Origin of the sequence: Hyphomonas sp. CY54-11-8, from assembly GCF_000682735.1 — a bacterium.
In the GTDB taxonomy this organism is placed as follows: Bacteria; Pseudomonadota; Alphaproteobacteria; order Caulobacterales; family Hyphomonadaceae; genus Hyphomonas.
In genome coordinates this window covers 113,578-137,817 of the sequence record NZ_AWFD01000004.1, presented here as the reverse complement: position 1 = coordinate 137,817, position 24,240 = coordinate 113,578, and the positions used below count along the sequence as shown (strand labels likewise).

23 protein-coding genes and 1 pseudogene are annotated in these 24,240 nt (G+C 58.4%); 15 read left to right on the top strand and 9 right to left on the bottom strand.

Translation table 11 applies throughout. The features are described 5' to 3' along the window. Together HY17_RS05770 and HY17_RS05765 are read right to left on the bottom strand one after the other, a co-directional pair. Positions 1-485 (bottom strand): annotated as a pseudogene (locus HY17_RS05770) (cytochrome P450); the annotation flags it as partial. A 100-nt stretch (positions 486-585) separates the two neighbouring features. Beyond that, the gene (locus tag HY17_RS05765) at positions 586-1,074 is read right to left on the bottom strand and encodes a DUF2244 domain-containing protein (RefSeq protein ID WP_139068762.1); all 489 of its coding nucleotides are present in this window, start codon (positions 1,072-1,074) and stop codon (positions 586-588) included. Between the two features lie 58 nt (positions 1,075-1,132). Between HY17_RS05765 and nth the strand changes: the two genes are divergently transcribed. After that, the gene (nth, locus tag HY17_RS05760; RefSeq protein ID WP_034764001.1) at positions 1,133-1,885 is read left to right on the top strand and encodes an endonuclease III; all 753 of its coding nucleotides are present in this window, start codon (positions 1,133-1,135) and stop codon (positions 1,883-1,885) included. Positions 1,886-2,116: 231 nt separating this feature from the next. Continuing rightward, positions 2,117-2,887: a YdiY family protein gene (locus HY17_RS05755; RefSeq protein ID WP_034764000.1), complete on the top strand. Its 771-nt coding sequence runs from the start codon at positions 2,117-2,119 to the stop codon at positions 2,885-2,887. Here the strand turns inward: HY17_RS05755 and HY17_RS05750 are convergent. After that, a complete protein-coding gene (locus HY17_RS05750) occupies positions 2,884-3,765 on the bottom strand; it encodes a RimK family alpha-L-glutamate ligase (protein ID WP_034763999.1) in 882 nt (293 codons plus the stop codon). The genes HY17_RS05755 and HY17_RS05750 overlap by 4 nt on opposite strands. An 80-nt stretch (positions 3,766-3,845) precedes the next feature. On the opposite strand from HY17_RS05750, the gene HY17_RS05745 reads away from it, so the two are divergent. Continuing rightward, positions 3,846-4,844, top strand: coding sequence for an adenosine kinase (locus HY17_RS05745; protein WP_034763998.1), 999 nt, complete (start codon positions 3,846-3,848; stop codon positions 4,842-4,844). On the opposite strand, the gene HY17_RS05740 is transcribed toward HY17_RS05745, so the two are convergent. Next, positions 4,841-5,440 carry a 2-hydroxychromene-2-carboxylate isomerase gene (locus HY17_RS05740; protein ID WP_034763997.1) on the bottom strand — a complete coding sequence of 200 codons (600 nt, stop codon included), beginning with the start codon at positions 5,438-5,440 and terminating at the stop codon, positions 4,841-4,843. The genes HY17_RS05745 and HY17_RS05740 overlap by 4 nt on opposite strands. A gap of 57 nt (positions 5,441-5,497) precedes the next feature. Here HY17_RS05740 and HY17_RS05735 point away from each other — a divergent pair, with 57 nt between their 5' ends. Beyond that, positions 5,498-5,836, top strand: coding sequence for a helix-turn-helix domain-containing protein (locus HY17_RS05735; protein ID WP_034763995.1), 339 nt, complete (start codon positions 5,498-5,500; stop codon positions 5,834-5,836). A gap of 6 nt (positions 5,837-5,842) precedes the next feature. Here the strand turns inward: HY17_RS05735 and HY17_RS05730 are convergent, their stop codons facing one another. Continuing rightward, positions 5,843-7,429, bottom strand: coding sequence for an AMP-binding protein (locus HY17_RS05730; protein WP_034763992.1), 1,587 nt, complete (start codon positions 7,427-7,429; stop codon positions 5,843-5,845). Positions 7,430-7,585: 156 nt separating this feature from the next. Between HY17_RS05730 and lipA the strand changes: the two genes are divergently transcribed. Together lipA and HY17_RS05720 are read left to right on the top strand one after the other, a co-directional pair. Beyond that, positions 7,586-8,557 carry a lipoyl synthase gene (gene lipA / locus HY17_RS05725; protein ID WP_034763990.1) on the top strand — a complete coding sequence of 324 codons (972 nt, stop codon included), beginning with the start codon at positions 7,586-7,588 and terminating at the stop codon, positions 8,555-8,557. Between the two features lie 4 nt (positions 8,558-8,561). After that, positions 8,562-9,035 (top strand): type II toxin-antitoxin system RatA family toxin, encoded by a 474-nt coding sequence (locus tag HY17_RS05720; RefSeq protein WP_034763986.1) that lies wholly within the window; start codon positions 8,562-8,564, stop codon positions 9,033-9,035. Here HY17_RS05720 and HY17_RS05715 read toward each other — a convergent pair. The 3 genes from HY17_RS05715 to HY17_RS05705 all read right to left on the bottom strand — a co-directional run bounded on the left by HY17_RS05715 (position 9,032) and on the right by HY17_RS05705 (position 11,524). Continuing rightward, positions 9,032-9,523 carry a CinA family protein gene (locus HY17_RS05715; RefSeq protein WP_034763983.1) on the bottom strand — a complete coding sequence of 164 codons (492 nt, stop codon included), beginning with the start codon at positions 9,521-9,523 and terminating at the stop codon, positions 9,032-9,034. The two genes, HY17_RS05720 and HY17_RS05715, sit on opposite strands and share 4 nt — an antisense overlap. Positions 9,524-9,544: 21 nt before the next feature. Then, positions 9,545-10,330, bottom strand: coding sequence for an enoyl-CoA hydratase/isomerase family protein (locus HY17_RS05710; protein ID WP_034763980.1), 786 nt, complete (start codon positions 10,328-10,330; stop codon positions 9,545-9,547). Positions 10,331-10,393: 63 nt separating this feature from the next. Then, positions 10,394-11,524, bottom strand: coding sequence for a bifunctional 2-C-methyl-D-erythritol 4-phosphate cytidylyltransferase/2-C-methyl-D-erythritol 2,4-cyclodiphosphate synthase (locus tag HY17_RS05705; protein ID WP_034763977.1), 1,131 nt, complete (start codon positions 11,522-11,524; stop codon positions 10,394-10,396). A 34-nt stretch (positions 11,525-11,558) separates the two neighbouring features. Between HY17_RS05705 and HY17_RS05700 the strand changes: the two genes are divergently transcribed. The 9 genes from HY17_RS05700 to hflX all read left to right on the top strand — a co-directional run bounded on the left by HY17_RS05700 (position 11,559) and on the right by hflX (position 23,320). After that, positions 11,559-12,632 carry a tRNA-dihydrouridine synthase gene (locus tag HY17_RS05700; protein ID WP_233348655.1) on the top strand — a complete coding sequence of 358 codons (1,074 nt, stop codon included), beginning with the start codon at positions 11,559-11,561 and terminating at the stop codon, positions 12,630-12,632. Between the two features lies 1 nt (position 12,633). Then, a complete protein-coding gene (locus HY17_RS05695; RefSeq protein WP_034763970.1) occupies positions 12,634-13,704 on the top strand; it encodes a nitrogen regulation protein NR(II) in 1,071 nt (356 codons plus the stop codon). Continuing rightward, positions 13,697-15,073 (top strand): sigma-54 dependent transcriptional regulator, encoded by a 1,377-nt coding sequence (locus tag HY17_RS05690; RefSeq protein ID WP_034763967.1) that lies wholly within the window; start codon positions 13,697-13,699, stop codon positions 15,071-15,073. Before HY17_RS05695 ends, HY17_RS05690 begins: the two co-directional genes overlap by 8 nt. Positions 15,074-15,178: 105 nt before the next feature. Continuing rightward, the gene (locus HY17_RS05685; RefSeq protein WP_051599739.1) at positions 15,179-17,482 is read left to right on the top strand and encodes an ATP-binding protein; all 2,304 of its coding nucleotides are present in this window, start codon (positions 15,179-15,181) and stop codon (positions 17,480-17,482) included. Then, the gene (locus HY17_RS05680; RefSeq protein ID WP_034763964.1) at positions 17,473-18,858 is read left to right on the top strand and encodes a sigma-54 dependent transcriptional regulator; all 1,386 of its coding nucleotides are present in this window, start codon (positions 17,473-17,475) and stop codon (positions 18,856-18,858) included. Before HY17_RS05685 ends, HY17_RS05680 begins: the two co-directional genes overlap by 10 nt. 20 nt (positions 18,859-18,878) lie before the next feature. Next, the gene (gene trkA / locus HY17_RS05675) at positions 18,879-20,252 is read left to right on the top strand and encodes a Trk system potassium transporter TrkA (RefSeq protein WP_034763961.1); all 1,374 of its coding nucleotides are present in this window, start codon (positions 18,879-18,881) and stop codon (positions 20,250-20,252) included. A 4-nt stretch (positions 20,253-20,256) separates the two neighbouring features. Beyond that, positions 20,257-21,663 (top strand): TrkH family potassium uptake protein, encoded by a 1,407-nt coding sequence (locus HY17_RS05670; RefSeq protein WP_034763958.1) that lies wholly within the window; start codon positions 20,257-20,259, stop codon positions 21,661-21,663. 76 nt (positions 21,664-21,739) lie between these two features. Continuing rightward, positions 21,740-21,988 carry an RNA chaperone Hfq gene (hfq, locus tag HY17_RS05665; protein ID WP_034763955.1) on the top strand — a complete coding sequence of 83 codons (249 nt, stop codon included), beginning with the start codon at positions 21,740-21,742 and terminating at the stop codon, positions 21,986-21,988. A 6-nt stretch (positions 21,989-21,994) separates the two neighbouring features. Further along, complete coding sequence (gene hflX / locus HY17_RS05660) at positions 21,995-23,320, top strand: GTPase HflX (RefSeq protein WP_081812998.1); 1,326 nt, start codon at positions 21,995-21,997, stop codon at positions 23,318-23,320. Here hflX and mazG read toward each other — a convergent pair. Then, the gene (gene mazG / locus HY17_RS05655) at positions 23,317-24,150 is read right to left on the bottom strand and encodes a nucleoside triphosphate pyrophosphohydrolase (protein WP_051599738.1); all 834 of its coding nucleotides are present in this window, start codon (positions 24,148-24,150) and stop codon (positions 23,317-23,319) included. The two genes, hflX and mazG, sit on opposite strands and share 4 nt — an antisense overlap. Between the last annotated feature and the right edge of the window lie 90 nt (positions 24,151-24,240).

Below are 24,240 nucleotides of genomic sequence, written 5' to 3'. Positions count from 1 at the left end.
TGCGTCCGCGAGCGGATCAGCGGCTCATACTCTTTCAGCATGTTCGGCGCGACGGCCGGCTGGACCGTTTTGCGCTGTTCGGAGTGGCGCGGTTCGTCCATGGCGATAAACATTGGCATTTCGAAGTCTTCGAGCGGTTCGCCGAGAGTGATGCCGCCGTGCTCCCAGCTGGACGAGAAGCGCTTGTGGTCGGTATCTACCGCCATGATGTCTTCATATTTGGTGACCGACCAATAGGGACCGACGAAGGAATCCGGCGTATAGTGGACTGGGTCTTCCTTGCGAAGACGGTCGAAGCGGTCCCACATCTTGTTCTGGCGCCAGATTTCGCCATCAACGACGTCGAGGGTTTTCAGGTCCAGGCTAGAGGCTGGGGGAACTTCTTCGCCAACACGAAGATAGCCTTCGTGAAGGGGTTCCCGGTCGGAAACTTTCGGCCGTTCAAGGGCCGGATGGTCTATGGAATGAACTGTATCGGCAGCCATGTAATATCCTCCTTTTGCCGGTCTCCCTGGGCACCGGTCTGCTCGCTTAAGACGTGTATATCACGGTCGTTTTAAAAAAACCATGACGCTTGCGTCATTTTTATGCGGTGTGGCGCTCAAGTCGCGCTTTGTGGAGGGCGGTTTTCATGGCGTCGGCCAGGGATTTGCGTTCCGGCACCGTCAAGAAGCGCCCGATGACCCATCCTGTGCGGCCATGTTCGACGCGTAGCCAGGAATCGGGCTGGAGCGGTTCATCAAGCTCAACCCGGGCAAATCCGGCGGGGACGCTGACGCGTTTTTCGGTGCCATTGGCTTTGCGGTGCATCATATCCAGCGTACTGGAGGTAATGCGGATCCGGGTTTCCTCGCGCTGTTTCCGGAATGACCAGCGGAAGGCGAGCCAGATCGCGAGGGCATCCAGACCGAAAAAGCCGATCACTGGAACCGCACCCATGGACAGGAAAGCCATGCCTGTCAGGAAGCTGACCACGCCAACAATGCTCATGACGACGGCAAATCCCCGCTCAGAGAGGGAGCGGTTCGGCGTTAAAAGCGCGTCAAAATAAATGATTTCATCTGTGTCGGGCATCAGGAACAATACTTAACACGCTCTTGCCCAGCCGGAAGCTGCCTGACAGACAAATTGCATGACAGAATCGCCGCATGAGAAATCTTCCCGGAAACCCGCTAAAAAAAAGCGGGCAACCCGTACGCTTGGGCCGGAGAAGACGGAGAAGATCTTCGCCGCGCTGGCGCATGACCGGCCGGACCCGAAGACCGAGCTGGAGTATTCCAATCCTTTTACCCTTGTCGTGGCTGTCGCGCTGTCGGCGCAGGCGACCGATGTCGGAGTGAACAAGGCGACTCGGAAACTGTTCAAGATTGCGGACACGCCGGAAAAGATGCTGGCGCTCGGTGAAGAGCGCGTCGCCGATCATATCAAGACGATCGGACTCTGGCGCAATAAGGCGAAGAATGTGATCGCCCTTAGCCAGAAACTGCTTGATGATTTCGGGGGTGAGGTGCCGCGCACCCGAGAAGCGCTGACCACCTTGCCAGGCGTTGGTCGCAAGACGGCGAACGTCGTGATGAACGAGGTGTTCGGGGAGCCCACCATCGCGGTTGATACCCATATTTTCCGCGTGTCCAACCGGACGGGACTGGCGCCCGGGAAGACACCAGATGAGGTGGAAGCCGTGCTTGAACGCGTAACTCCCGAGAAGTGGAAGAAGGGCGCGCATCACTGGCTGATCCTGCACGGGCGGTATGTTTGCAAGGCTCGGACGCCGGAATGCTGGCGTTGCGTTATTGCGGAATGGTGCAAGTTCGCGCCGAAGACGCCAGACCCAGCGACGGTTTCCTCGTTGGGGCCAAAAGCGCCGAAATCGAAGAATAAATAGGCTTCGGTGCTCAGGTGCCTGCGGCGCCCGTGAAGGCGTTTTTGGTGCACACCATACATCCGGCTACGGAGGTGTCGGATGGATTTATTTTTAAGTGCGTATTTACGACAGGATGCGATGTTTCGGGAGTGGAGAAGCCACGCGAATCGCTGGCCTCCAGTTCGCCTCATTTTCGCTAATCTTGCGTCACGCCGAGCAGGAAAAGCGAGCGAAGGAATAAGGGAAGTGCCAATGAAGTATATTATCTGCGCGGCGATGAGCGCGGCTCTCTCTGGAATTGTGTTTTCGGCACAGGCAGATGACGAGCGGATCGAAGGCTGGTCTGGCGAAGGCGCACTCAGCGCCGGCATGACCAGCGGCAACACCGATACGCGCGAGGTGGGCCTCACCTTCGATGTCGATCATATCACTGGCAAGTGGGATTACGGGTTCCAGGGGCAGGTCGATTATGGCGAGCAGGACGGCTTGGAGAGCCGCAATCGTGCCTTCCTCGGCGCCAATATCGACTACACGATCAGCGACCGTGTGTTCTCGTTCGCCCGCGCTTCCTATGAGGTTGACCAGTTTACTGGTTTTGACAGCCGTTCCTTTGTGGGTGGCGGCCTTGGTTATCGATTCCTCGGACTCGATCCTGTCACCTGGGTCGTGCGGGGCGGCCCCGGTGTGAAGATAGATGAGGTCAAACGCGTTGTGACGGTGGATGATCTTGGGGCACCGCTGATCATTCCAGCAGAAACCGAAACGTCCGTTGGTTTCGTGGGCAAGTCGAAATTCACCTGGGCACTCAACGACAAGGTCGAACTGTCGAACAATACCGATGTTCTCTATGCGGCGGAGTCGACGCAGATCTCCAATGGCCTGGCGCTGACGGCGCAGATCAACGGATCACTATCGGCCCGATTTGGGTTCGATACGCGGTACGACACCAACCCTCCCGATGGGTATGAGACAACCGACACCGCGACCAAGATCGGCGTCGTCTACAAGTTCGGCAAGCACTAGGCCGGCGTGGTTTCCAGCCGCTTCCTTACGGCCTCGGCGATCATGTCGCCGAGGCGCGGACCTTCGACTGGATAGAGGTAAGGCTCGATGGCTTCGAGTTCCATGAGGACCAGCCGGCCGTCATCGCCGCGCACCATGTCGACTCTTGCATAAAGCGGCGCTTCATCCAGCATGGTGATGATGGCTGATGCATCGGAAAGGTCATCCGTTGACGGATCGACCGGCGTTTCCTTACCGCCATATTTTGACTGGATGCGATAGTCGCCCTGTACGGCGCGTTTCACCAGCGCGTGGCAGAAATCGCCGCCGATGAAGATGAAACTGTACTCGCCCTCACTCTGGATGGAAGGCAGGAAGGGCTGCACCATCATAGGGTGGAGCATGTCCGGAACCACGTCACCCCGCTTCAGGCGATGCTGACCGTCTGCACCGGCGCCAACTTGCCGCTTGAAGACGAGATCGTCGGAGCCGTGTGTATCAAAAGCGGCTGCTGCGCTTTTAGCATCGACCTTGTCCAGCCAGAGGGTCGGAATGATCCGCGCGCCGCGGGCTTCCAGGTCGCGTAGATAGGTCTTGTGAATGTTCCAGCGAACAAGGTCGACCGGGTTGTAGAGGGGCGTCGCCGCCTCGATCCTTGCGAGCGCGGCGAGAAACTCGTCCTGCCGGTCCCAATAGTCCCAGGTCGTGCCGATGATGGCAGCACCATAGCTGCCCCAGTCGGCATCTGGATCATCCCAGGAGACGTCCTCAATTGTCAGGCCGCGGGCCGCGAAGGCGGGGCGCAGGGCGTCCATCATGTAGTCATGCTCAAACGCATCATCCCGGCGGTTCGGAGTGCCGGGAAGAGTGACCTGGGAGGCGATGTAGGCGATTTTCATGGCCGGGCCTTTAGCACGCCTGCCGGTTGCGTCCAGCGCCTGCCTCTGGCAATGGCCCCGTTTTCAGCAGGAGATTCCGGATGGCGGACATGCGTTTCGATGTTGTGGGCCTCGGCAATGCGATCGTGGACGTCTTGTCCCGTGCGGATGATGCCTTCCTGGCCGAATGGGGCATCCACAAGAATGCGATGAACCTGATCGAGGAACCGCGCGCGCACGAACTGACCAGGGTCGCCAAGGAGCCGCTTTACACATCCGGCGGCAGCGGCGCGAACACGATTGCGGGGCTCGCCAGCTTTGGCGCTTCTGCGGCGTATATCGGCAAGGTGGCGGACGACGAGCTCGGCGCGCAGTTCAAGCTTGAGATGGAAGCTGGCGGCGTACCGTTCCCGACCACGCCGCTGACAGAAGGCCCGGCCACAGCCCGCAGCATCATCTTCGTGACGGAAGACGGCCACCGCTCGATGAATACTTTCCTCGGCGCATCCGTCCTGTTCTCCAAGGAAGATGTGGATGCGGACGTCGTGAAAGCAGGCGGCATCCTCTATCTTGAGGGATATCTGTTCGACAAGGACGAAGCCAAGGAAGCTTTTATCTTTGCCGCAGAGACTGCAAAGGCCGCGGGCCGCAAAGTGGCGCTGACCCTGTCGGATCGCTTCTGTGTCGACCGCCACCGGCCGAGCTTCCTGCAGCTCGTCCGCAATAATGTAGACATCCTCTTCGCCAATGAGGAGGAGCTGCTCGCGCTCTACGAGACGGAAGACTTCGATGCGGCGATGGCATCGCTGCAAGCGGACACCGCTGTGGCCGCTGTGACGCGCAGCGAAAAGGGATCCGTTGTCATCGGCGACGGAGAGCCCATCGTGGTCGAAGCTGTGCCTGTGAAGGAAGTAGTCGATACGACCGGGGCAGGTGACCAATACGCCGCTGGCTTCCTGTTCGGCATGTCACGCGGCCTTCCGCTAGCGATCTGTGCGCGCCTTGGGCATATCGCCGCCGCGGAAGTGATCAGCCATTTCGGGCCGCGTCCGGCGGTCTCCTACAAGGTGCTTGCAGAAGCCGCCGGTATTTTCGCTTAGGCCGTCACGGCCGCGAGGGCATAGTCCAGCCGGTCATGCCCGAAGAACATTTCGTCGCCCACGAAGAAAGTGGGCGACCCGAACGCACCGCGCGCAAGAGCGCTGTCTGTGTTCTCTTTCATGACCGCCTTGTTGGCCTCATCAGCGGCAAGGCGTTTGATCTCATCGAAGTCGAAGCCTTCCGCGTCGCACATGGCTTTCACCGATGCATCGTCGTCCGGTTTGAGGGCCTCGGGCGTTTCCCACATGTGGCTGAAACAGGCATCGATAAAGCGTTGCTGCTCCTGCGGGTCGTCGGCCAGGCCAATCGTGGCACGAAGTAAGTCGCGCGTGCTGACCAGCGGGAAGTATGGGTTCATGCGTATGGTGATACCGTAGCGCGTTGCGCAGCGCTGCAGGTCGGTCAGCATGTAGGTGTTCTTGGCGGGCACCATGCCCGGCGGGCGATTGCCGGTGCCCTGCATGATGGCACCCAGGAACATGGGCTTGATTTCGACAGGTGTATCGTTGTGCTTTTTCAGCTGCTTCACTGCTGCATTGGCAATGTGGGAATACGGGCTGATATAGTCGAAATAGAACTCAAGTGCCTTGGCCATTCGGGTCTCCATAAGTTTCATTTTGGAACTAAGGCAAATCAGGTTAGGCTTGCAAGTATGAAATGGACAGAACTCTCGGATAATTGGTGCCCGGTCGCGCGAACGCTATCAGTCGTGGGGGACCGGTGGACGCTTCTGATCCTCAGGGATTGTTTCCTGGGCCTGTCCCGGTTCGAGCAGTTCATCGAGTCGAGCGGCATGACGCGGCACATCCTCGCCGAACGCCTGAAGCGCCTGGTTGAGGCAGGCATCCTGGAGCGCCGACAATACTCCGCAGGCCCCAAACGCTATGACTATGTGCTGACGGAAAAGGGGCAGGAACTCGCTCCGGCCCTTCTGACCCTGAAGGATTGGGGCAAGAAGCACATGCCTGTGCGCCGGGCGACGAACGCCTGACGCGGCTCAGGCTTCGGCCAGATCCACAGCCTTCTTCTGCACGGTCCCGTAATCGATCTTCCCTGTGCCGAGCACCGGGATTTCATCCACATGATAGACCCGGCGGGGCACAGAGATTTCCGGCACGCCATGGCTTTGCGCCCACGCAAGGATCTCTTCGCGGTTACAGTCCGGACTGTCGCTTAGCAGGATAATCTGCTCGCCCTTGCGCGGATCCGGCATGGCGACCGCTGCGTGTAGATTGTCCGGCCAGATCGCGCTTGCACAATTCTCGACGACCGCCAGTGACACCATTTCACCGCCAATCTTCGCGAAGCGTTTCACACGGCCCATGATACGGATGAAGCCCTCGTCGTCGATGGCGACCACGTCACCAGTGTCATGCCAGCCGTCATCTGGCGCTTCGAGTACACCGGGTGCCGACGGGCGCAAATAGCCCATCATGATGTTGGGACCCTTGATATGCAGTCGGCCGCCTTCCGGAATGCCATCCACCGGCAGGAGGCGATGTTCCATGTCTGCCATCAGCACGCCGACCGTGCCGGGCTTGTTGCGTTCCCACTGGTTGGCGGCCACGACAGGCGAGGCTTCGGTGGCGCCATAGCCTTCCAGGATTTCGATTTCGAATTTGCGGCGAACCAGCGCCCGCGTTTCGTCCTTCACACGTTCCGCACCGCAGACCGCGAGGCGGATCGAGCTCATGTCCCCATCGGCGCCAACGCGCGCATATTGGGAAATGAAGGTGTCCGTTGCCAGCAGGATCGTGGAGCCCGTCTCACGGATGCGCTTGACGATTTCGCGTGGCTGCAAGGGAGAGGGGTGAAAGATCACCGGGATGCCCGCGATCAGCGGCAGGATGGCGCCGACGGTCAGGCCAAAACAGTGGAAGGTGGGCAGCGGGTTGAACAGCTTGTCCGTATTCACATCAAGGCCGATATGGGCGCGCACCTGTTCGACATTTGCCATGACGTTCTCATGGCTCAGAACAACGCCCTTTGGTTCGCCTTCAGTACCAGAGGTAAAAAGCACCACGCCTGGACTCTTGTAGCGCGCCTTGCGACGGATCAGGCCCGGCGCCAGCGGACCTATCACGGCTGCGAGCTTGTCTTTCAGGGACAGGTTCTCGCGGACGTCTTCGAGATAAATGATCTCGGCCACACGGGAGAGGTCTTTCACCAGGGCTTCAAGGCCAGCGATTTCGATGAATTTGCGTGCGGTGACAATCTTCGTCATTTCGGCCGCCCGCATGGCCGCTTTCAGATTGCGGGAACCGGCTGTGAAGTTCAGCATCGCCGGAACGCGATTGTAAGCAGACAGTGCATAGAAGCCGATCACCGCACCCGCGCCGGTTGGCAACATGATTCCCACTGACTCACCGGATTTGGTTTTCGATGCCAGGGCAGAGCCAAGTCCGAAAGCGCCCCGAATCACGTCCTTGTAGCTGAGCAGCCGTTCTTCGCCGTCGACCATGTCGTAAATGATCGTCTTGTTGCGGCCAAATTCGCCTGCTGCCCGCATCAGCGCGGCAAACAGGTCTGTACGGGTTCGTGCAGGGCGATATGGCAGCGGCGCCGGAATCGGTAGCGTGGTCATGAACGGCTCTGGTTCCCTCGTGGGCGTTTTTCGCCTCACATGTTTGTAACATTTTGACACCAAGCAGCCAGAGCTCGGCAAACATTGCAAGTTTGCATGCGCAGATTGCAGTGTCTCCGACTTGAGTTCAGGCGCGGCTGAGGCCATGTTCCGGCGATGGCAAACCTCATTGATCTCAAGGGCGAAAAGCCCCGCCTGCGGCACCCGGAGAAGCAATCCCGGCCAGACAGCCCGGTGCAGCGCAAGCCGGAATGGATTCGGGTGAAGGCACCGGGATCAAAAGGCTATTCCGAGACTCGTGAGATCGTGAAATCCAAGGGCCTCGTCACCGTGTGCGAGGAGGCCGGATGCCCGAATATCGGCGAATGCTGGGACAAGAAGCACGCCACGATGATGATTCTAGGTGAAGTCTGCACCCGGGCCTGCAGTTTCTGCAATGTGTCCACCGGTAAGCCGCCTGCAGGTGTGGATGAGGATGAGCCACGTCGCGTGGCCGAAGCGGTTGCCGAAATGGGGCTGCAGCACGTCGTCATCACGTCGGTCGACCGGGACGACCTGGTCGATGGGGGGGCGATGCACTTCGTCAATACGATCGAGGCGATCCGCGCCGCGTCGCCTGGGACGACCATCGAGATCCTGACGCCGGACTTCCTGCGCAAGGATGGCTGGGAGAACCGGGTCATCGATGCGAAGCCGGACGTGTTCAACCACAATCTCGAAACGGTGCCGCGTCTGTACCTGTCGATCCGGCCGGGCGCCCGCTATTTCCACTCGCTGCGCCTGCTACAGAAGGTGAAAGACCGGGATCCGAACCAGTTCACCAAGTCCGGCTTGATGGTCGGCCTGGGTGAAACCAAGGAAGAAGTGATGCAGGTCATGGACGACATGCGGTCCGCCGGCGTCGATTTCCTGACCATTGGCCAGTACCTGCAGCCAACCCGAAAACACGCACCAATTGACCGCTTCGTCACGCCTGACGAGTTTCGGTCTTATGAAGAGATTGCGCGCGCCAAAGGTTTCTTGATGGTCTCTGCGACGCCGCTGACTCGGTCGTCTCACCATGCAGGTGAAGATTTTGCCAGACTGCGCGCTGCGCGTGAGGCGCTGAACGCCGGCAAGTCTGCCTGAGCGCATGGCGCGGTTCTCCAAATCGGTCCGGCTGCCCTACACGCCTGAACAATGCTTTGACCTTGTCTCGGATATCAGCCGTTATCCGGACTTCATCAAATGGATTACGGCGATGCGCGTCTCGGAGGAGTCGGTACTGGGCGATAGGGCGTCGTCCTGCCTTGGTGAAGCAGTAATCGGCTTCAAGGGCTTCACGGAGCGGTTTTCGACCCGGGTCACGAAAGACCCGACAGCAGGCAGCGTGATTGCATCTCTAGTAAAAGGGCCGTTCCGCCGACTGCGGGCCGAGTGGAAGATCACCCCGCAGGACCGGGGGACGGATGTCCGTCTCGACATCGACTATGACTTCAAGAACCCGTTCATCGGCATGTTGGCCGCAGCCAATCATGACCTGGCAGTTACAAAGATTCTCGATGCCTTTCTGGACGAGGGGCGCCGGCGGTTTGCTGCGCCATCTTCACCGCTGACTGGCGCCTAGCTCATCTGGTGTTGGATCAGTTTCAGCGCGCATTCCACGGCGGCCATACGCACTTCTGTCCGGCCTATTTCGCCGACCTGAAGCATCTCATGCACCACCGCCCGGTTCTCGCGGGCGCAAGCCACATGAACTGTTCCGACCGGTTTCATGCGTGTGCCGCCTCCTGGACCCGCGACCCCCGTAATCGCGACCGCAATGTTCGCGCGGCTGGCTTCCAGCGCACCCTCGGCCATCATCCGGGCAACCGGCTCTGATACGGCGCCGTAGTCCGCCAGCACATCGCCCGGCACGCCGAGCATCTCTTCCTTCGCGCGGTTCGAATAGGTGACGAAGCCACGGTCGAACACGGTCGACGAGCCTGGAATGTCGGTAAGCAACGCAGCGACGAGGCCGCCAGTGCAGCTTTCCGCCGTGCAGATCTTCAAACGGGCCTGTTCGGCGTCGTCTAGGATCAGCATGGCAAGATTACGGAGTCGATCTGGAAACATGTTGGTCACGTTATGCCTACATCACTTGCCGGTGAAGACAGGTTTGCGCTTTTGGATGAAGGCGGCTGCGCTTTCCTTGGCATCTGCGGTCTGCATCAGACGGCGGATCTCGGTAATCGCCATCTTGCCGACTTCGCGCCATGGCGGGTCAACGGTTTCTCGAAGGCCTTTCTTGATTGCCTGAACCGCCAGCGGTGGATTAGCGGCAATCTTGTGGGCGAGCGCGAGGGCGGTGGGCATCAGATCGTCGTGCGGCACGACCCGAGACGTGAGGCCGATCTCTTTGGCAGAGGCAGCATCGATGATGTCACCTGTGAAGAGGAGTTCGCAGGCTTGCTCCCGTCCCACGATTTGGACCAACCGGCCGAAACCCGGCGCGTCACAGGTCAGCCCGCGCGTGACGAAGATTTCGCCGAACCGGGCCTTTTCCGAAAAGACGCGAATATCTGCCATGATGGTGAGTTCCGCGCCCCAGCCTAGGGCGAAACCGTTTACAGCGGCGATGACAGGAATATCTGTGTGAAGCAGGGCATCTGCAGCCGGGGTGAGCCCACCGGTCTTTTTCGCGCGCTCCGCCATCTCGGGCGTGGTTGGGGCGCCTTTGGAAAGGATCTGCTTGACGTCATCACCGGAACAGAAGGCGCGGTCCCCGGCGCCCGTGATTACGATGGCGCGCGCATCCGCGCCACGAACGGCATCTTCCAGGGCCATGTAGGTTGGATAGTCGAGCGCATTCATCGCCTCCGGCCTGTCGAGCGTGAGAATTGTAACGTGGCCGTCATGTTCGACCTTCAATCCACCGGTCATGTGCATCCTCCTTTTTTGCAGAGGGGAGCACGCGCGGGGCGATTTGCAAGAGGGGACGCGGCGTCAGGCCTTGGGCGAGAGCACTGCCACAGCTTCTGCCGCGATGCCTTCCTTGCGGCCGGTAAAGCCAAGCCCCTCGGTCGTGGTCGCCTTGATGCTGATGTTTTCCAGAGGCAGGCCGAGCAGTTCGGCTGTGCGAACCCGCATGGCTTCCCGGTGTGGCTTCACCTTCGGCGCTTCGCAGATCACGGTGATGTCGCAGCTGGCAAGTTTATAGCCGGCTTTCTCGGCCAGCACCTGTGCGTGTTTCAGAAACAGGCCGCTATCGGCGTCCTTCCATTGCGGGTCTGATGGCGGGAAGTGGTCGCCGATATCGCCCAGCGCCACAGCGCCAAGGATGGCGTCGGTCAGCGCATGCCAGGCTGCATCCGCATCCGAGTGCCCCTTCAGTTTAGCCGAGTGGGGGATCTTCACGCCGCAGAGGGTTACATGGTCGCCCGGCTCGAAAGCGTGCACGTCAAAGCCTTTGCCGACGCGTGGAACGGATTGGATAGGAGAGAGCATTCTGGCCACCAGGTCGAAATCCTCTGGGTATGTAATCTTGTGAAGCCGTGCATCGCCAGGCACCAGCGTGACACGGGCGCCCGCTGCCTCAACGGCTTCGAGATCATCAACGAACGATCCGGCCGCCTGAAGCGCGTCGCGAATGGTTGCGAGTCGGAAGGCCTGCGGCGTTTGTACCCTATAAAGGCCATCGCGCGGTACGGTCGAGAAATGGCCCGAAGTCTGGGACTTCAATGCATCTGAGACAGGCAGTGCGGGTGCCGCAGCGTCATGCTCTGTGAGCGCCGAAACAAGCGTGCTGATCATGGAGAGACTCAGACCCGGCCGGGCTGCATCATGAATAAGGACAGCTTCGCCATCTGCCGCCGTGATCACCGCAATTCCAGCGCGAACAGAGGCGGTTCGGGTGTCTCCGCCACATACGACTTTAGTCTTAGACGGAAAGCTGGTCGCGACAGTCAGGTCGTCTACGACAACAACCAGTTCCAACAGGTCCGGATGAGACAAAAACGTATCGACCGACCAGTCGATCACACGCTTTCCGAGCAGCATTTCCCATTGCTTCGGGCGCTCAAGGCCCGTGCGGGCTCCTTTGCCCCCGGCGACGATGATTGCAGAGAATCCGGTCATGAGCGCCTTCTAAGGCACCTGTTGTATCTATGCCATGCTGTTTCAGCTTCTGCAGCTTCGAGTTGCTGCTTATGTTTTGTGCACTTGCGAAGTCTCAAAAAGGTGCAAGAATAAAAAAATGGTTAGTTTCGAGGCACCCAAGGTCTGGTTGGCGCCGATGTCAGGCGCAACTGACGCCCCTATGCGGCGGCAAGCCGTATATTTTGGTGCGCCAGCGGTGGTTTCCGAGATGGTTGCCGGGGAAATGCTGGCAACGCAACGTCCAGATGTTGTGCGTCGTACGTGCCGTCATGAAGGGGGTGGGTACTGGATTGTCCAATTGGCAGCCCGTCGACCTGAAGACATGCACCGCGGGGCGGAGTTACTCGCCGAGAGCGGCGTTGATGTTATCGATATCAATATGGGCTGCCCTTCTCGTCAGGTGACGGGCGGTCAGTCTGGTTCGGCTCTGATGCGTGACGTGCCATTGGCCAGCGAAATCATGGATGCCGCCATCGAAGGGGCGAACGGTCGGCCTGTAACCCTGAAAATGCGTCTGGGCTGGGATGATGCCATGCTGAACGCACCGGAATTGGGTTCAATTGCGGAATCCAAGGGTATCCGGATGCTGACAGTGCACGGCCGAACGCGGTGCCAATTCTATAAAGGCGAAGCCGATTGGGCTGCTGTGCGGGATACTGTGGATGCGGTCAGGCTCCCTGTCATCGTCAACGGAGACATCGGTTCAGTCGCTGATGCGACACAGGCGTTGGAACTTTCTGGGGCGCATGGAGTCATGGTGGGGCGCGCCGCAATGGGTGAGCCCTGGCGGGTTGGTGAGATTGCCGCCGCGCTGAGCCAGTCCGACTGGAATGCACCAACGCGCGCCGAAAAGCTTTCGTCCCTGTGTGAGCAGATTGAGGATTCAGTCTCGCTCTATGGTCCGAAATTGGGGGTGTTGACGGTTCGCAAGCATATCTCTGCGGCCATTGATGCTCTCGACCTGCGCATTGCTCCGGCTGACCGCCGCAGCCTGCGTTCCAAACTCTGCCAAATTTCCGATTGGCAGGACCTCATCGCCGCTCTGCGGCAAGTATATTTGCAACCCGACCTCGTGGAGGCCGTCTGACATGCCGGTGGACACATTGCTGGACGCACGTTCCCTAGCAGATCTTTCCCCTATTGCCTTGCTCGTCATCGATGATCGGCGACGAATTGTGGATGGAAATCCCGAAGCGGAAACGCTGTTCCAGCTTTCCCGCAGAGCCCTTACGGGAAAACCCCTCAGTGAGCTGATCTATCATGACTCCCTGATCTGGGAGTTGCTGGACCGGGCTCAGCGCCAGGTGGGTGACATTGCCTCTCCAGGCACACCCGTGACCGGACCCACGATTACGTCCCGTTTGGTCTGTGATGTCTGGGTGCGGACAACCGGTGACGAAGGTTTCGTCATTGCGCTTGTTGAAACAGCTGTCCGCGAGGGGAATGAGTCTTCGGCAGGTGTTGCCGGTTTCGGTAGAATTCTGGGCCATGAAGTGAAAAACCCGCTCGGCGGCATCATCGGTGCTGCGCAATTGCTGGAACGGCAGGGTGTTGAGGGCCAGGCAGAGCTTCTGGAAATTATCCGCGATGAAGCGCGCCGGATCGAACGTCTGGTCAATCGCTTGTCGGCTTTCGAATTGTTTTCTGCACCACGCATGAAGGAATTCAATATCCACGCGCTTCTGGATCGTGTTGTCGCGTCCGAGCGTGTCGCCATTGGCGAAAAGGTCGACATCAAGCGCGATTTCGATCCTTCGTTGCCGGAGCTTCTGGGAGACGAGGATCACCTGCAGCAGGCTTTCCAGAATATCATCCGCAATGCCGCCGAAGCAGCGCAGGAAGGCAGGGGAGGCGGACAAGTTACGATCCGTACGGCCTACGCGACAGGGCTGGCTTTCAAGCGCTCGCGGTTCGGTGTGGGTCTCCAGCGCGCCATGCTCGTGACGATCGAGGACAATGGCCGCGGTATTCCACGTGAGAAGCTGTCGCGTATTTTCGATGTTTTCCAGAGCTCAAAGTCTGGTGCACGCGGGCTGGGACTATCCATCGTCAAAGAAGTCATCACGGCCCATGGCGGCCAGATCCGGGTGGACAGTGAGCCGGGCACGACCCGTTTCACTGTTCTTCTGCCAATTCGTACAGGAGGCCTTAATGGCTGATAAAACCGTTCTTCTTGCAGAGGACGATGCCAGCATCAGGCTGATCGTGAACCAGACGCTTGTGGCAGCTGGTTATGAGGTCCGTGCAACCAGTTCGCCGGAGGCGCTTGAGCGCTGGGTGCGGAATGGTGAGGGTGATGTAGTGGTCACCGACGTGTATCTTGGGGACGCGTCGATCTTCGATCTGCTGCCGTCAATGCGCCTATCGCGTCCTGAACTGCCCTTTATTGTCATGAGTGGTCAGAACACCATTCTGACCGCGGCGAACGCAGCGCAGCAAGGGGCGTTTGATTACCTCCCAAAGCCATTTGATATTGATGCGCTGACCAGCCTGGTTCAACGCGCGCTGAAAGCGCCGCCGAAGACTTCGGCACGTTCGATTAATCCGGAGTCGCAGAAGGCCATCAGTGATGCTGGTTTGCCACTGATCGGGCGCTCCGACGCGATGCAGGAAGTCTACCGCATCATCGCAAAGGTGATGAATACGGACCTGACCGTCCTGATTGAAGGGGAGAGCGGCACGGGCAAGGAACTTGCGGCGCGCGCAATCCACCAACTCGGATCGGCGAAAGATGGGAAGTTCGTTGCGCTGGACCTGGCGGCGCTGCCGGCGGCGGAAATCAATCGTCAGTTGTTCGGGGCGAATGGCGAACCCGGCGCCGTCCATCAGAAGGGCGGCACACTTTACCTCGATGAGATCGGCGATTTGCCAGCCGAAGCTCAGACCCAGCTCGTGAAATTCCTACGGGACGCAAATGGTGCGCGCCTGATCGCGTCCACCCGGCGCAATCTCGGTCGAATGGTAGAGGAGGGCACATTCCGCGAAGATCTCTATTACCGCTTGAACGTTGTGCGTCTGGCCATGCCGCCATTGCGGCTGCGGAAGGAAGACATTCCGGAGCTTGCCAGGGCGTTCCTCATCCGAGCCCAGCGTCAGGGCCTGTCGGCCAAGAATTTCGACAAATCAGCCATCGATCTCATCATGGCCTATGACTGGCCGGGGAATGTGCGCGAGCTTGAGAATCTCGTGCTGCGTCTCGCCGTGCTGAGCCCGGATGATACAATAACACTTAGAGATGTGGAGCGTGAACTACGGGCGGGTGCCAGCGAACAGAAGGGCGCTAGCGGTGGCTTCGAGAAAGATATCGAGACCCTGTTGCACCGTCACATTATGGGTGACCTGATTTCCAGCCGGGAAGACGAGGAAAGCACTGTTTACTCACGGGTTATTGACCAGGTTGAGCGGCCGCTCATCCGTTTGGCCCTCTCCGTGACGGCGGGTAATAAGGTAAAAGCGGCGCAGCTTCTTGGTATGAATCGTAACACTCTGCGGGCGAAGATTAACGCACTCGGCATTGCAGAAGAGTGATTGACGATTGCCAGAACTGTGGCTCTAGTGCATCACTGTTGCCGTATAGGCACGATTGTGTGATCTTGGAGCAACGGGCCGGGGGGCCTGTATAGAGCCGGTAGATTGTCGAACCCACTAAGCCAGCATGCACCCAAAGCGAGTTGGGCCCTTTTCGAAGGGCTCTTCATCATTGCGGCGCTGGTTGCTGTGTTTGCGACCTTCATCACGATTGCGGGTGTAAACCCGGATAATCCGACAGCTGGATCGACGCCGTGGCTGCTCGCGCTGAACCTGGTCCTGATCTTTGCGCTGGCAGTGATCGTCATCCGAGAATTTCTGGCAATTCGGAGCCGATCGCGCGAGGCAGGAGAAGGGCGGCTGGCTCAGCGTTTCGTTATGCTGTTCGGCTTCTCCGCCCTTGTGCCTTCAATGGTTGTTGGCATCTTTTTGGGCGCAGTCGTTACTCGTGGTCTCGACAATTGGTTCGGCGATACCGCCGAAGCCGTCATGGAAAAGAACAAGCAGATTTTCCAGGACTATGTCGACAATTTCGAAACCTCATTCGATGTGGACGTGCGGCTGGCTGCTCTGGATGTGGAAAACTTCGCCCGGGACGTCAAAGCGCAAATGGCGGCTGAGAACGGTGGGCAGGCGATTGAGGGGGATGATTTCGCGGCGAACGCATCGGCAGCACTGTCGGAAGGCCTCAGGCAGACGCTGGCGTATCGTGAATTCGTGACGATCTCGATTGTTAGCGCAGATGGCCAGGAAATTATCGCCGAGGAGAATGCGGGTACACCGGTGCGTTTGCGTCCGCCACCCGATGCCTTTGAAGAAGCCCGCAAGGGCGAAGTGGTAACAACGCTCTACGAACCGCAAGGTATTGGCACCGCTCTGATCAGGATTTCGGAACCAGTAGATGGGTACGTCTATGCTGCGAAACCTTTCGACCGAAACCTGTTCACGATGTTGGGCGATGCCAAGGAGCAACTGGCGCAATACAAGAACGCCAAGCAGCGTAGCGGCCGTCTTCAAACCATCTTCGCAATCGGGTACGCGCAAATCACCGCGCTGATCCTGTTGCTGGCAGGTCGGCTCGGGCTTGAGGCCGCCGGTCGAGTGACAGGTCCTATCGGACGCCTGGCGACAGCAGCGCATACGGTACGTGACGGCGATCTTACCGTCCGAGTCCCGGTGAGTGGCCCGAAAGACGAAGTCTACACGCTCAGCCAGTCATTCAATGCGATGACAGAGCAATTGTCAGAACAGCGAAACGCTCTTATTCGCGCCCGCGAGGATGAGGAAGATCGCCGCCGTTTCGTGGAAACACTTTTGGCCGAAGTCAGCGCCGGCGTGATCCGTATGGATGCGGACATGACCGTAACGCTCGCGAACCGGTCTGCAGGTGATCTCCTTGGAATTGAGGAAGTTCAGTCTGGCGAAGCACTGGAGATCGTTGCGCCTGAATTCGAACGATATGTGCGTGACACACTTGAACGGAATTCGCCGGTCGACGCCTCTATTGAGATTAGCCGGAACGGATCGACCCGTCACATCCGTTTGAAGACAGCGCCAGATCCGGCAGGCGGATGCGTGCTGACGTTCGATGATACAACCCGCCTGATCAACGCTCAGCGCCAGATGGCGTGGCGCGACGTTGCCCGGCGTATCGCGCATGAAATTCGTAATCCGCTGACACCGATCATGCTATCGACGGAGCGTTTGCGCCGACGCTATGCAAGCAAGATAGACGACCATGACGGTGTATTTGAAAAATGCATCGATACGATCCTACGCCAAGTGGGTGATATCGGCCGAATGGTTGAGGAGTTTTCCAGCTTTGCCCGAATGCCGAAGCCGAGCGTTGCGCCATTCGATATGAAAGATCTGCTGCAAGAGGCAAGCTTTTCAAGAAGCGTGGTCAATCCGGACATAGATTTTGAATTTGAAAGCTCTGCGGCTGAAGCAACCTATTCAGGGGATGAGCGGTTAATTGGCCAGGCCATCGGCAATCTCCTGAAAAATGCTGCTGAAGCAATTGAAGGCATGCCGGAAGAAATGGACGTACAGGGCCAGATACGAATTGCGCTGAGCGGAGACGATCGCGGATTGGAAATCACCATTGAAGATAATGGTCCAGGGTTTCCGGAAGACGTGCGCGAACGTCTTCTCGAACCCTATGTAACGACTCGGGAAAAGGGCACTGGCTTGGGGCTCGCGATTGTGAACCGAATTATTGCGGATCATGGCGGCTCGATTTCGTTGCAGAACCGCTTGGACGGCCTGCGCGGCGCCAGAGTGCGTATCTGGCTGCCGCCGCATGACTTGGCCACTGAACAAATACAACCAGCCAATGGAGATGCGGCTGGCGTCAATCCACACTCTCCACAGATTGTCCGCGTAGAGGAGCCAACACGATGGCGTTAGATATTCTGGTTGTTGATGATGAACCCGACATCCGTGAGCTGATTGCCGGAGTTCTGGGAGACGAAGGTTATTCTGTTCGCACTGCCGCAACGGCAGAGGCGGCGCTTGAGGAGGTTCGTACACGGACCCCCCGCCTCGTTGTGCTGGACGTCTGGTTGCAGGGAAGTGGAATGGATGGGCTTTCCCTCCTGAAATACCTGAAATCCATCGACCCGCTTTTGCCGGTGATTGTCATCAGTGGGCATGGAAATATCGAGACGGCTGTCGCCGCCATCCGGCGGGGCGCTTATGACTTCATTGAGAAGCCTTTCAAAACAGACCGTTTGCTGCACCTCATCGACCGGGCCATTGAGTCGGCGGCGCTCAAGTATGAGAATGCCGCTCTCCGGAACCGCGCTGGGGATGATGAGCGCTGGATTGGGCACAGTCATGCGGCTGCAAATCTTCGCACCTCAATTGAGAAAGTCGCCCCGACAAATTCCCGCGTCATGATTACGGGACCTGCTGGTGTGGGCAAGGAGCTGGCGGCAAGGCTCATTCATCGCCATTCGCTTCGCGCGAACGGACCTTTCATCGTGGTCAACGCGGCCACAATCGCACCGGACCAGATGGAGATTGCTCTCTTTGGGGAAGAGGATGCGCAGGGGCGGACTACCCGTATTGGGCTCTTCGAGAAGGCACACCTCGGAACCCTGTTGCTCGACGAGGTTGCTGACATGCCGCCGGGTACGCAAAGCAAGATCCTACGGGTCTTGACTGAGCAGCGCTTCCAGCGAGTTGGAGGGCGGTCGGATGTTAACGTGGATGTGCGTGTCATGTCCGCGACCACAAAGGACCTGAAAAAGGAAATTGAAGAAGCGCGCTTCCGTGAAGACCTCTACTACCGCCTGAATGTCGTGCCGCTGCGGGTGCCGTCGCTGGCCGAACGCCGCGACGACATTGCTGACCTCGTGAATTATTTCATCGAGCGTATTGCTGATTCATCCGGCCTCACTCCGCGGACATTCTCGCAGGAAGCGATGGCAGTGCTGCAATCAATGGATTGGCCAGGGAACATTCGGCAGCTGCGCAACGTGGTGGAACGGATTCTGATTCTGTCACCATCCGATTCAAGCCGGCCAGTAAGTGTTGATGAATTGCCACGTGATGCGGGCACTAATGTTCAGACGGCGAAAGCAGGATCCGCTGATCTTGTTGGTCTTTCGTTACGCGACGCGCGGGAGCAATTCGAGCGTGAATACCTGGCACTGCAGATCACGCGATTTAACGGAAACATTTCACGGACTGCTGAATTCATTGGAATGGAGCGTTCTGCACTCCATAGAAAATTAAAGGCTTTGGGCGTAGCGTCCGGGGCGAGTCGGCAAGAAAGCTGATGTCGGCGGAAGGCTGAGGAATGCGCGTTCTTATCTGCGGGGCTGGCCGTGTCGGACATGGCATCGCGCGGCGTCTTGCGCGCGAAAAGCACGATATCACCATCATTGATGAAGATCCGGAGCTGGTAGACCAGGTTTCGACGGACCTCGACGTGCGCGGCTATACCGGACATGCGGCGCATCCGGATGTGTTGAAGCGAGCTGGTGCAGCAGATTGCGAAATGATCATCGCGGTCACGCACTTCGACGAGATCAACATGGTGATCTGCCAGATTGCCCACACGCTGTTCTCGGTGCCGTTCAAGATTGCTCGCGTGCGGGACCAGTCGTACATCGATCCGGCCTGGAAGAATATCTTCTCCCGTGAAGGCCTGCCGATCGACATGGTGATCTCGCCTGAAGTCGAGGTTGGTGAGGCGATTCTGCAGCGTCTACGGACGCCGGGGGCCATCATGTCAGCCACGTTCGGCCGTGGGAAAGTTCGTCTGTTGGGCCTGGAAATCACTGACAACAACCCCTTGTTGGATACGGCAGTCGATCAGATCCGTGGGCTGTTCCCGGACCTGTCCGCTCGTATAATTGGCATCGGGTCTGGAGATACCGTTCGTGCACCGAAAGGCAGCGATGTTCTGAAGCCAGGTGACCGCGCCTATATCGCTGTCCTGGATTCTCACGCTGAGCGCCTGACCTCGATCTTTAACCGGAATGTCGAGCGCTCAGATCACATCGTGATTGTCGGTGGCGGGAATGTCGGCCTGTATGTCGCCCAGACGCTGGAGCGTGAAAGCAATAAGCGTATCCGCCTGATCGAAAATGATCCGGAGCGTGCGAACATCGCTGTTGCCGGCGTAAAGCGGTCGATCGTTATCCAGGGTGACGGGCTCAATCCAGATATCCTGACTGAGGCTGGAGCTTCAAAAGCGGATTTCGTCGTTGCAATCACCAATGATGACAAAACGAACCTGTTGATCTCCAATCTTGCGAAACGCGCCGGGGCCAAACGGACGTTGGCCCTGGTCAATGCGACGGAACTGGCTGGCCTTGCGCGAGACATGCGCGTGGATGCCGTACTGGATCCTCGTGCCCTGACTGTCTCGCAGATTCTCCTGCGCATGAGGCGTGGCCGCATTCTCGGCCTGCAATCGCTGGAAGACGGGCAAGCGGAAGTGGCGGAGGGGGTGACGCTTGAGTCGTCATCACTGATTGGAAAGCCGACGGGATATGACGACCTGCCGGATGGTGTGACCGCGGCTGCCATTGTACGCGGAGATAATGTCATTATCGCCGGCCCAGAAACTGTGGTGCGAACGGAAGACCGCCTGATCGTGTTCTATGAGGATGAGATGGTCCGGAAAGTGGAGAAATTCTTCCGCGTTAGTCCGGACTTCTTCTAGGCAGATGAATTACGCATCTGTCGTCCGCATCCTGGCCTTCGTGATGCTGATCCTCGCCGGCTCCAGCGTGCCGGCAATCCTGACCGCGCTGGCTTACGGAGAGAATGAGCAGGTTTTTGCATTTCTCGCCATGGTGCTGGGCATCAGCGTCATCAGTACCAGTATCCTTTTCCTGACGCCCCAGCCCAGCCAGAAATCCCGGCCATCGGATGCGCTTGGTCTGGCGCTTCTGTGGTGGTTCCTGGCACCTGTCGCCGCCTGCCTGCCATTCGTGGTTGGGGTTCAGAACGCATCATTGCTCCAGGCAATCCATGAGGCCACGGCCTGCCTGACAACGACAGGTCAGTCTGTCATCGCCGTAGAAGGCAATCGCTGGCCCGCAAGCCTGATCGTTTGGCGGGGAACATTACACCTGCTTGGCGGGGCAGCTTCCATCATCATGGCGGCAAGCGTGCTTGCGGCGTTGAATCTCGGCGGACCCGGCATTCACCGCAGCGTGCTGTTTGTGATGCCGGAAACAAGTTTCTTTGATGCGGTGCCGAAAGTCGCGCGATCGGTGGTCCTCATCATGGTGGTATCGATTACGGTCACGGTTCTGGCGTTGGAGTTGGCGGGCGTATCCGCCGGGCGCGCCTTGTCTGATGCGGTGAGCGTCTGGACGACCGGATTGGTCGATCCCGCGCCGTACGGTCGGGCGAATGCCGGACCGGTAGCTGACGTTATTCTGGCAATTGGCCTGATGGGCGGAGCGCTCGGCCTGGCGGTCGCGCTTCCGCTTAGGGAACGCCGCGTGTTGCAGGCGGTTACAGACCCGGAAACTCGAGTATTTGCTTTGCTCGTGTGCATATTTACGGTGATGGCAATTGCTTCAGGTCTACGCTTCCTAGAGTCGCTGGGTTGGTCGATTTCGGCGCTTGCCACGTCAGGCCTGCCATTGGGCAGCGCGGATACCTGGGACAAAGTTCCACTGCCGGTTTTCGTGCTACCAGCGCTGATCGGCGGCTCGGCGCTTTCTGCCGCAGGTGGAGTCAAGATCGCCCGATTGATTGTGCTTTCACGCCGGGCAGGCGTGGAATTCCGGCAATTGGGATATCGACGCTCTGTACTGGGCTTCCAGTTTCGTGACCGGGAAATGGATGAGCGAAGCGTGATCGGCGTCTGGGTCTACCTGATTGCTTATATTCTGTCTGTGTTTCTGGTGATGGTAGGATTCACGTTCACAGGTTTGCCGTTGGAGTCCTCGATCCGCCTCGCGATTGGCTGCCTGACCAATTCTGGAGGTCTTGTCGTTGGACACGTCGCTCAGCTGGACCAGGTCGCCTCAATTTTAGCCATTTTCTCAATGCTGCTGGGCAGATTGGAGATTCTGGCGATCATTCCTGCGATTTCTGTCAGTTTCTGGCGGGGGTAGATGGGGTTGGCCCTTGCGAAAGCCCCTCAATCCAGTTAGCCCGCGATCATAACAAGAACAACAGGACTAACCTGCTATGTCGGCTGATAAGAAACAGAACCTCCAGGATGCCTTCCTCAATGCCGTCCGCAAATCGCGTACGCCACTGACAGTCTTCCTTGTGAATGGTGTGAAGCTGCAGGGCGTGGTCACTTGGTTTGACAACTTCTGTGTGTTGCTGCGGGGCGATGGTCGTCCGCCGCAGCTTGTCTACAAGCATGCCATCTCCACGATTGCACCGAGCGCACCGGTACAACTCTTCGACGAAGAGATGGAGAAGGAATAAAGCCTGTTGGGCGACAAGCTGATTGATCGGCTCCCCGCACCGGAAATTGCCGGCGCGATCATTCCCTGGTTCACTCCAGCAAACAGGCCGTCTGCAGACCGGCTGGAAGAGACTGCTGGTCTGATTGAGGCTTTGGGCTGCGAACTGGCTTTCCTTCGCCCCGAACATGTACGACAGGTCAATTCTGCTCAACTCCTGTCGGGAGGCATTCTCAACCGCCTTGCAGATGACCTCGAAGCCAATCACTGCACGCTTGCGGTGGTTGATGGCGCTCTGACACCTGTTCAGCAAAGAAACCTCGAGAAAAAGCTTGGCGTGAAGGTTATCGACCGCACCGGACTCATTCTCGAGATCTTCGGTCTCAGAGCGCGAACGAAGGAAGGCCGGCTGCAGGTCGAATTGGCCCGTCTGTTGTACGAACGCTCCCGGCTTGTGAGGACATGGACACACCTTGAAAGGCAACGTGGCGGCGGTGGCTTCCTTTCAGGGCCGGGGGAAAGCCAGCTGGAAGCTGACCGGCGGATGCTGGATGACAAGATCGTTCGTCTCAAAGCCGAACTGGACGATGTGCGCCGAACACGCGCGGTCCAGCGCGCAGGTAGACAAAGAAGCGGTAAGCCGGTTGTTGCGCTGGTGGGCTACACCAATGCTGGCAAGTCGACATTGTTCAATCGCCTGACCGGAGCCGACGTATTTGCGAAAGACATGCCTTTCGCAACGCTCGACCCGACGATCCGGCGCCTCGATCTGCCAACGCTCGGAGAAGCGGCATTGATTGATACGGTGGGCTTTATCACGGATCTCCCCACACACCTTATCGACAGCTTTCAGGCGACCCTGGAAGAAGCCATGCAGGCAGACCTCCTGGTGCATGTGAGGGATCGATCCAGTCCGTCGGACACGGAGCAGGCTGAAGACGTGCTGCGCGTGTTGGACCGCCTTGAGCGGGAAACCGGGCTGCCATTGCCGCCGATGATCGAAGCCTGGAACAAGGCGGATCTATTGCCGCCGGAACGTGCAGAAGCGTTGTCTTTATCCGCCGAGACCCAGGAAGAACATCCCGCTGTCTTGGTCTCGGCCGTGACCGGTCAGGGAATGGATGATCTGCAGGCAGCGATTGAGAGAGGGCTGCTCCGCAGCGCCAAGAAAGTGCGGGTCTTGTTAAGGCCCGAGGATGGACGTGCCCGCGCTTGGCTGCACCGGAACGGAGAAGTGCTCGCTGACGAAGTTCAGGATAATGCCGATTCATGGATGACCGTCCGGCTGAAGACAGACCGGTTCGGGCAATTTCGGTCCGAGTTTCCCATGATCGAAATAGAAGCTGCGGACTAAGTCTTCACCTCCGTTTTTTTGATCGCCTGCCATAGGTTTTCCTGCGCATTGAGATCTAGCTGGCTGAAGTCATCACCTCGATCGGCGGCCAAGGCTTCCATGGCGCGGAAACGGCGTTCAAATTTTGAATTGGCTTGCCGAAGGGCAGCTTCCGGATCGATTTTCAGGCGGCGGGCAAGGTTTGCCGCAACAAACAACAAGTCTCCGATCTCATCCATGACCGCGTTTGCATTACCGGATGCAATGGCTTCTTTGACCTCTTCCGTTTCCTCTTCGAGCTTGTCGAAGATCTGGTCCGCTTCGGTCCAATCAAATCCCGTGCGGGCAGCGCGTTTCTGAAGCTTTTCGGCGCGGAGGAGCGCAGGCAGGGAAAGGGCGACTCCGTCCAGAGCGCTGGCGTTTCCTCGCTCCTTGGCTTTGGCAGCGCGCTCTTCAGCCTTCACGACTTCCCATGCCACGATCTGATCGTCGGAGGAACGCTCGTCGGACGCCACAAAGACATGCGGATGGCGCCGAACCATCTTTTCGTTGATGGCCGCCGCAACGTCTGCGGCTTCAAACGCGCCTTCCTCTTCAGCCATTTGACTGTGGAAGGCGACCTGGAACAGGAGATCACCCAATTCTTCCCGAAGTTCAGTCATGTCACCGCGCTCAATGGCATCCGCAACTTCATAAGCTTCTTCGATCGTATAGGGGGCGATAGTCTTGAACGTTTGTTCGAGATCCCATGGACAGCCGCCTTCAGGACTACGCAAGCGGGCCATGATCTCAAGCAGGCGAACGAATTCGTCAGCTGCGCGTTGGTGGCGTGACAGGGTAGATGGATCCATGAAGCCGTTCCTGTTGATTTTGCGGGGCTGGTTCTGACCATGATGCGCCGCGATCGCGGCGTTGACGACATTACCGGAATGGATTGACTT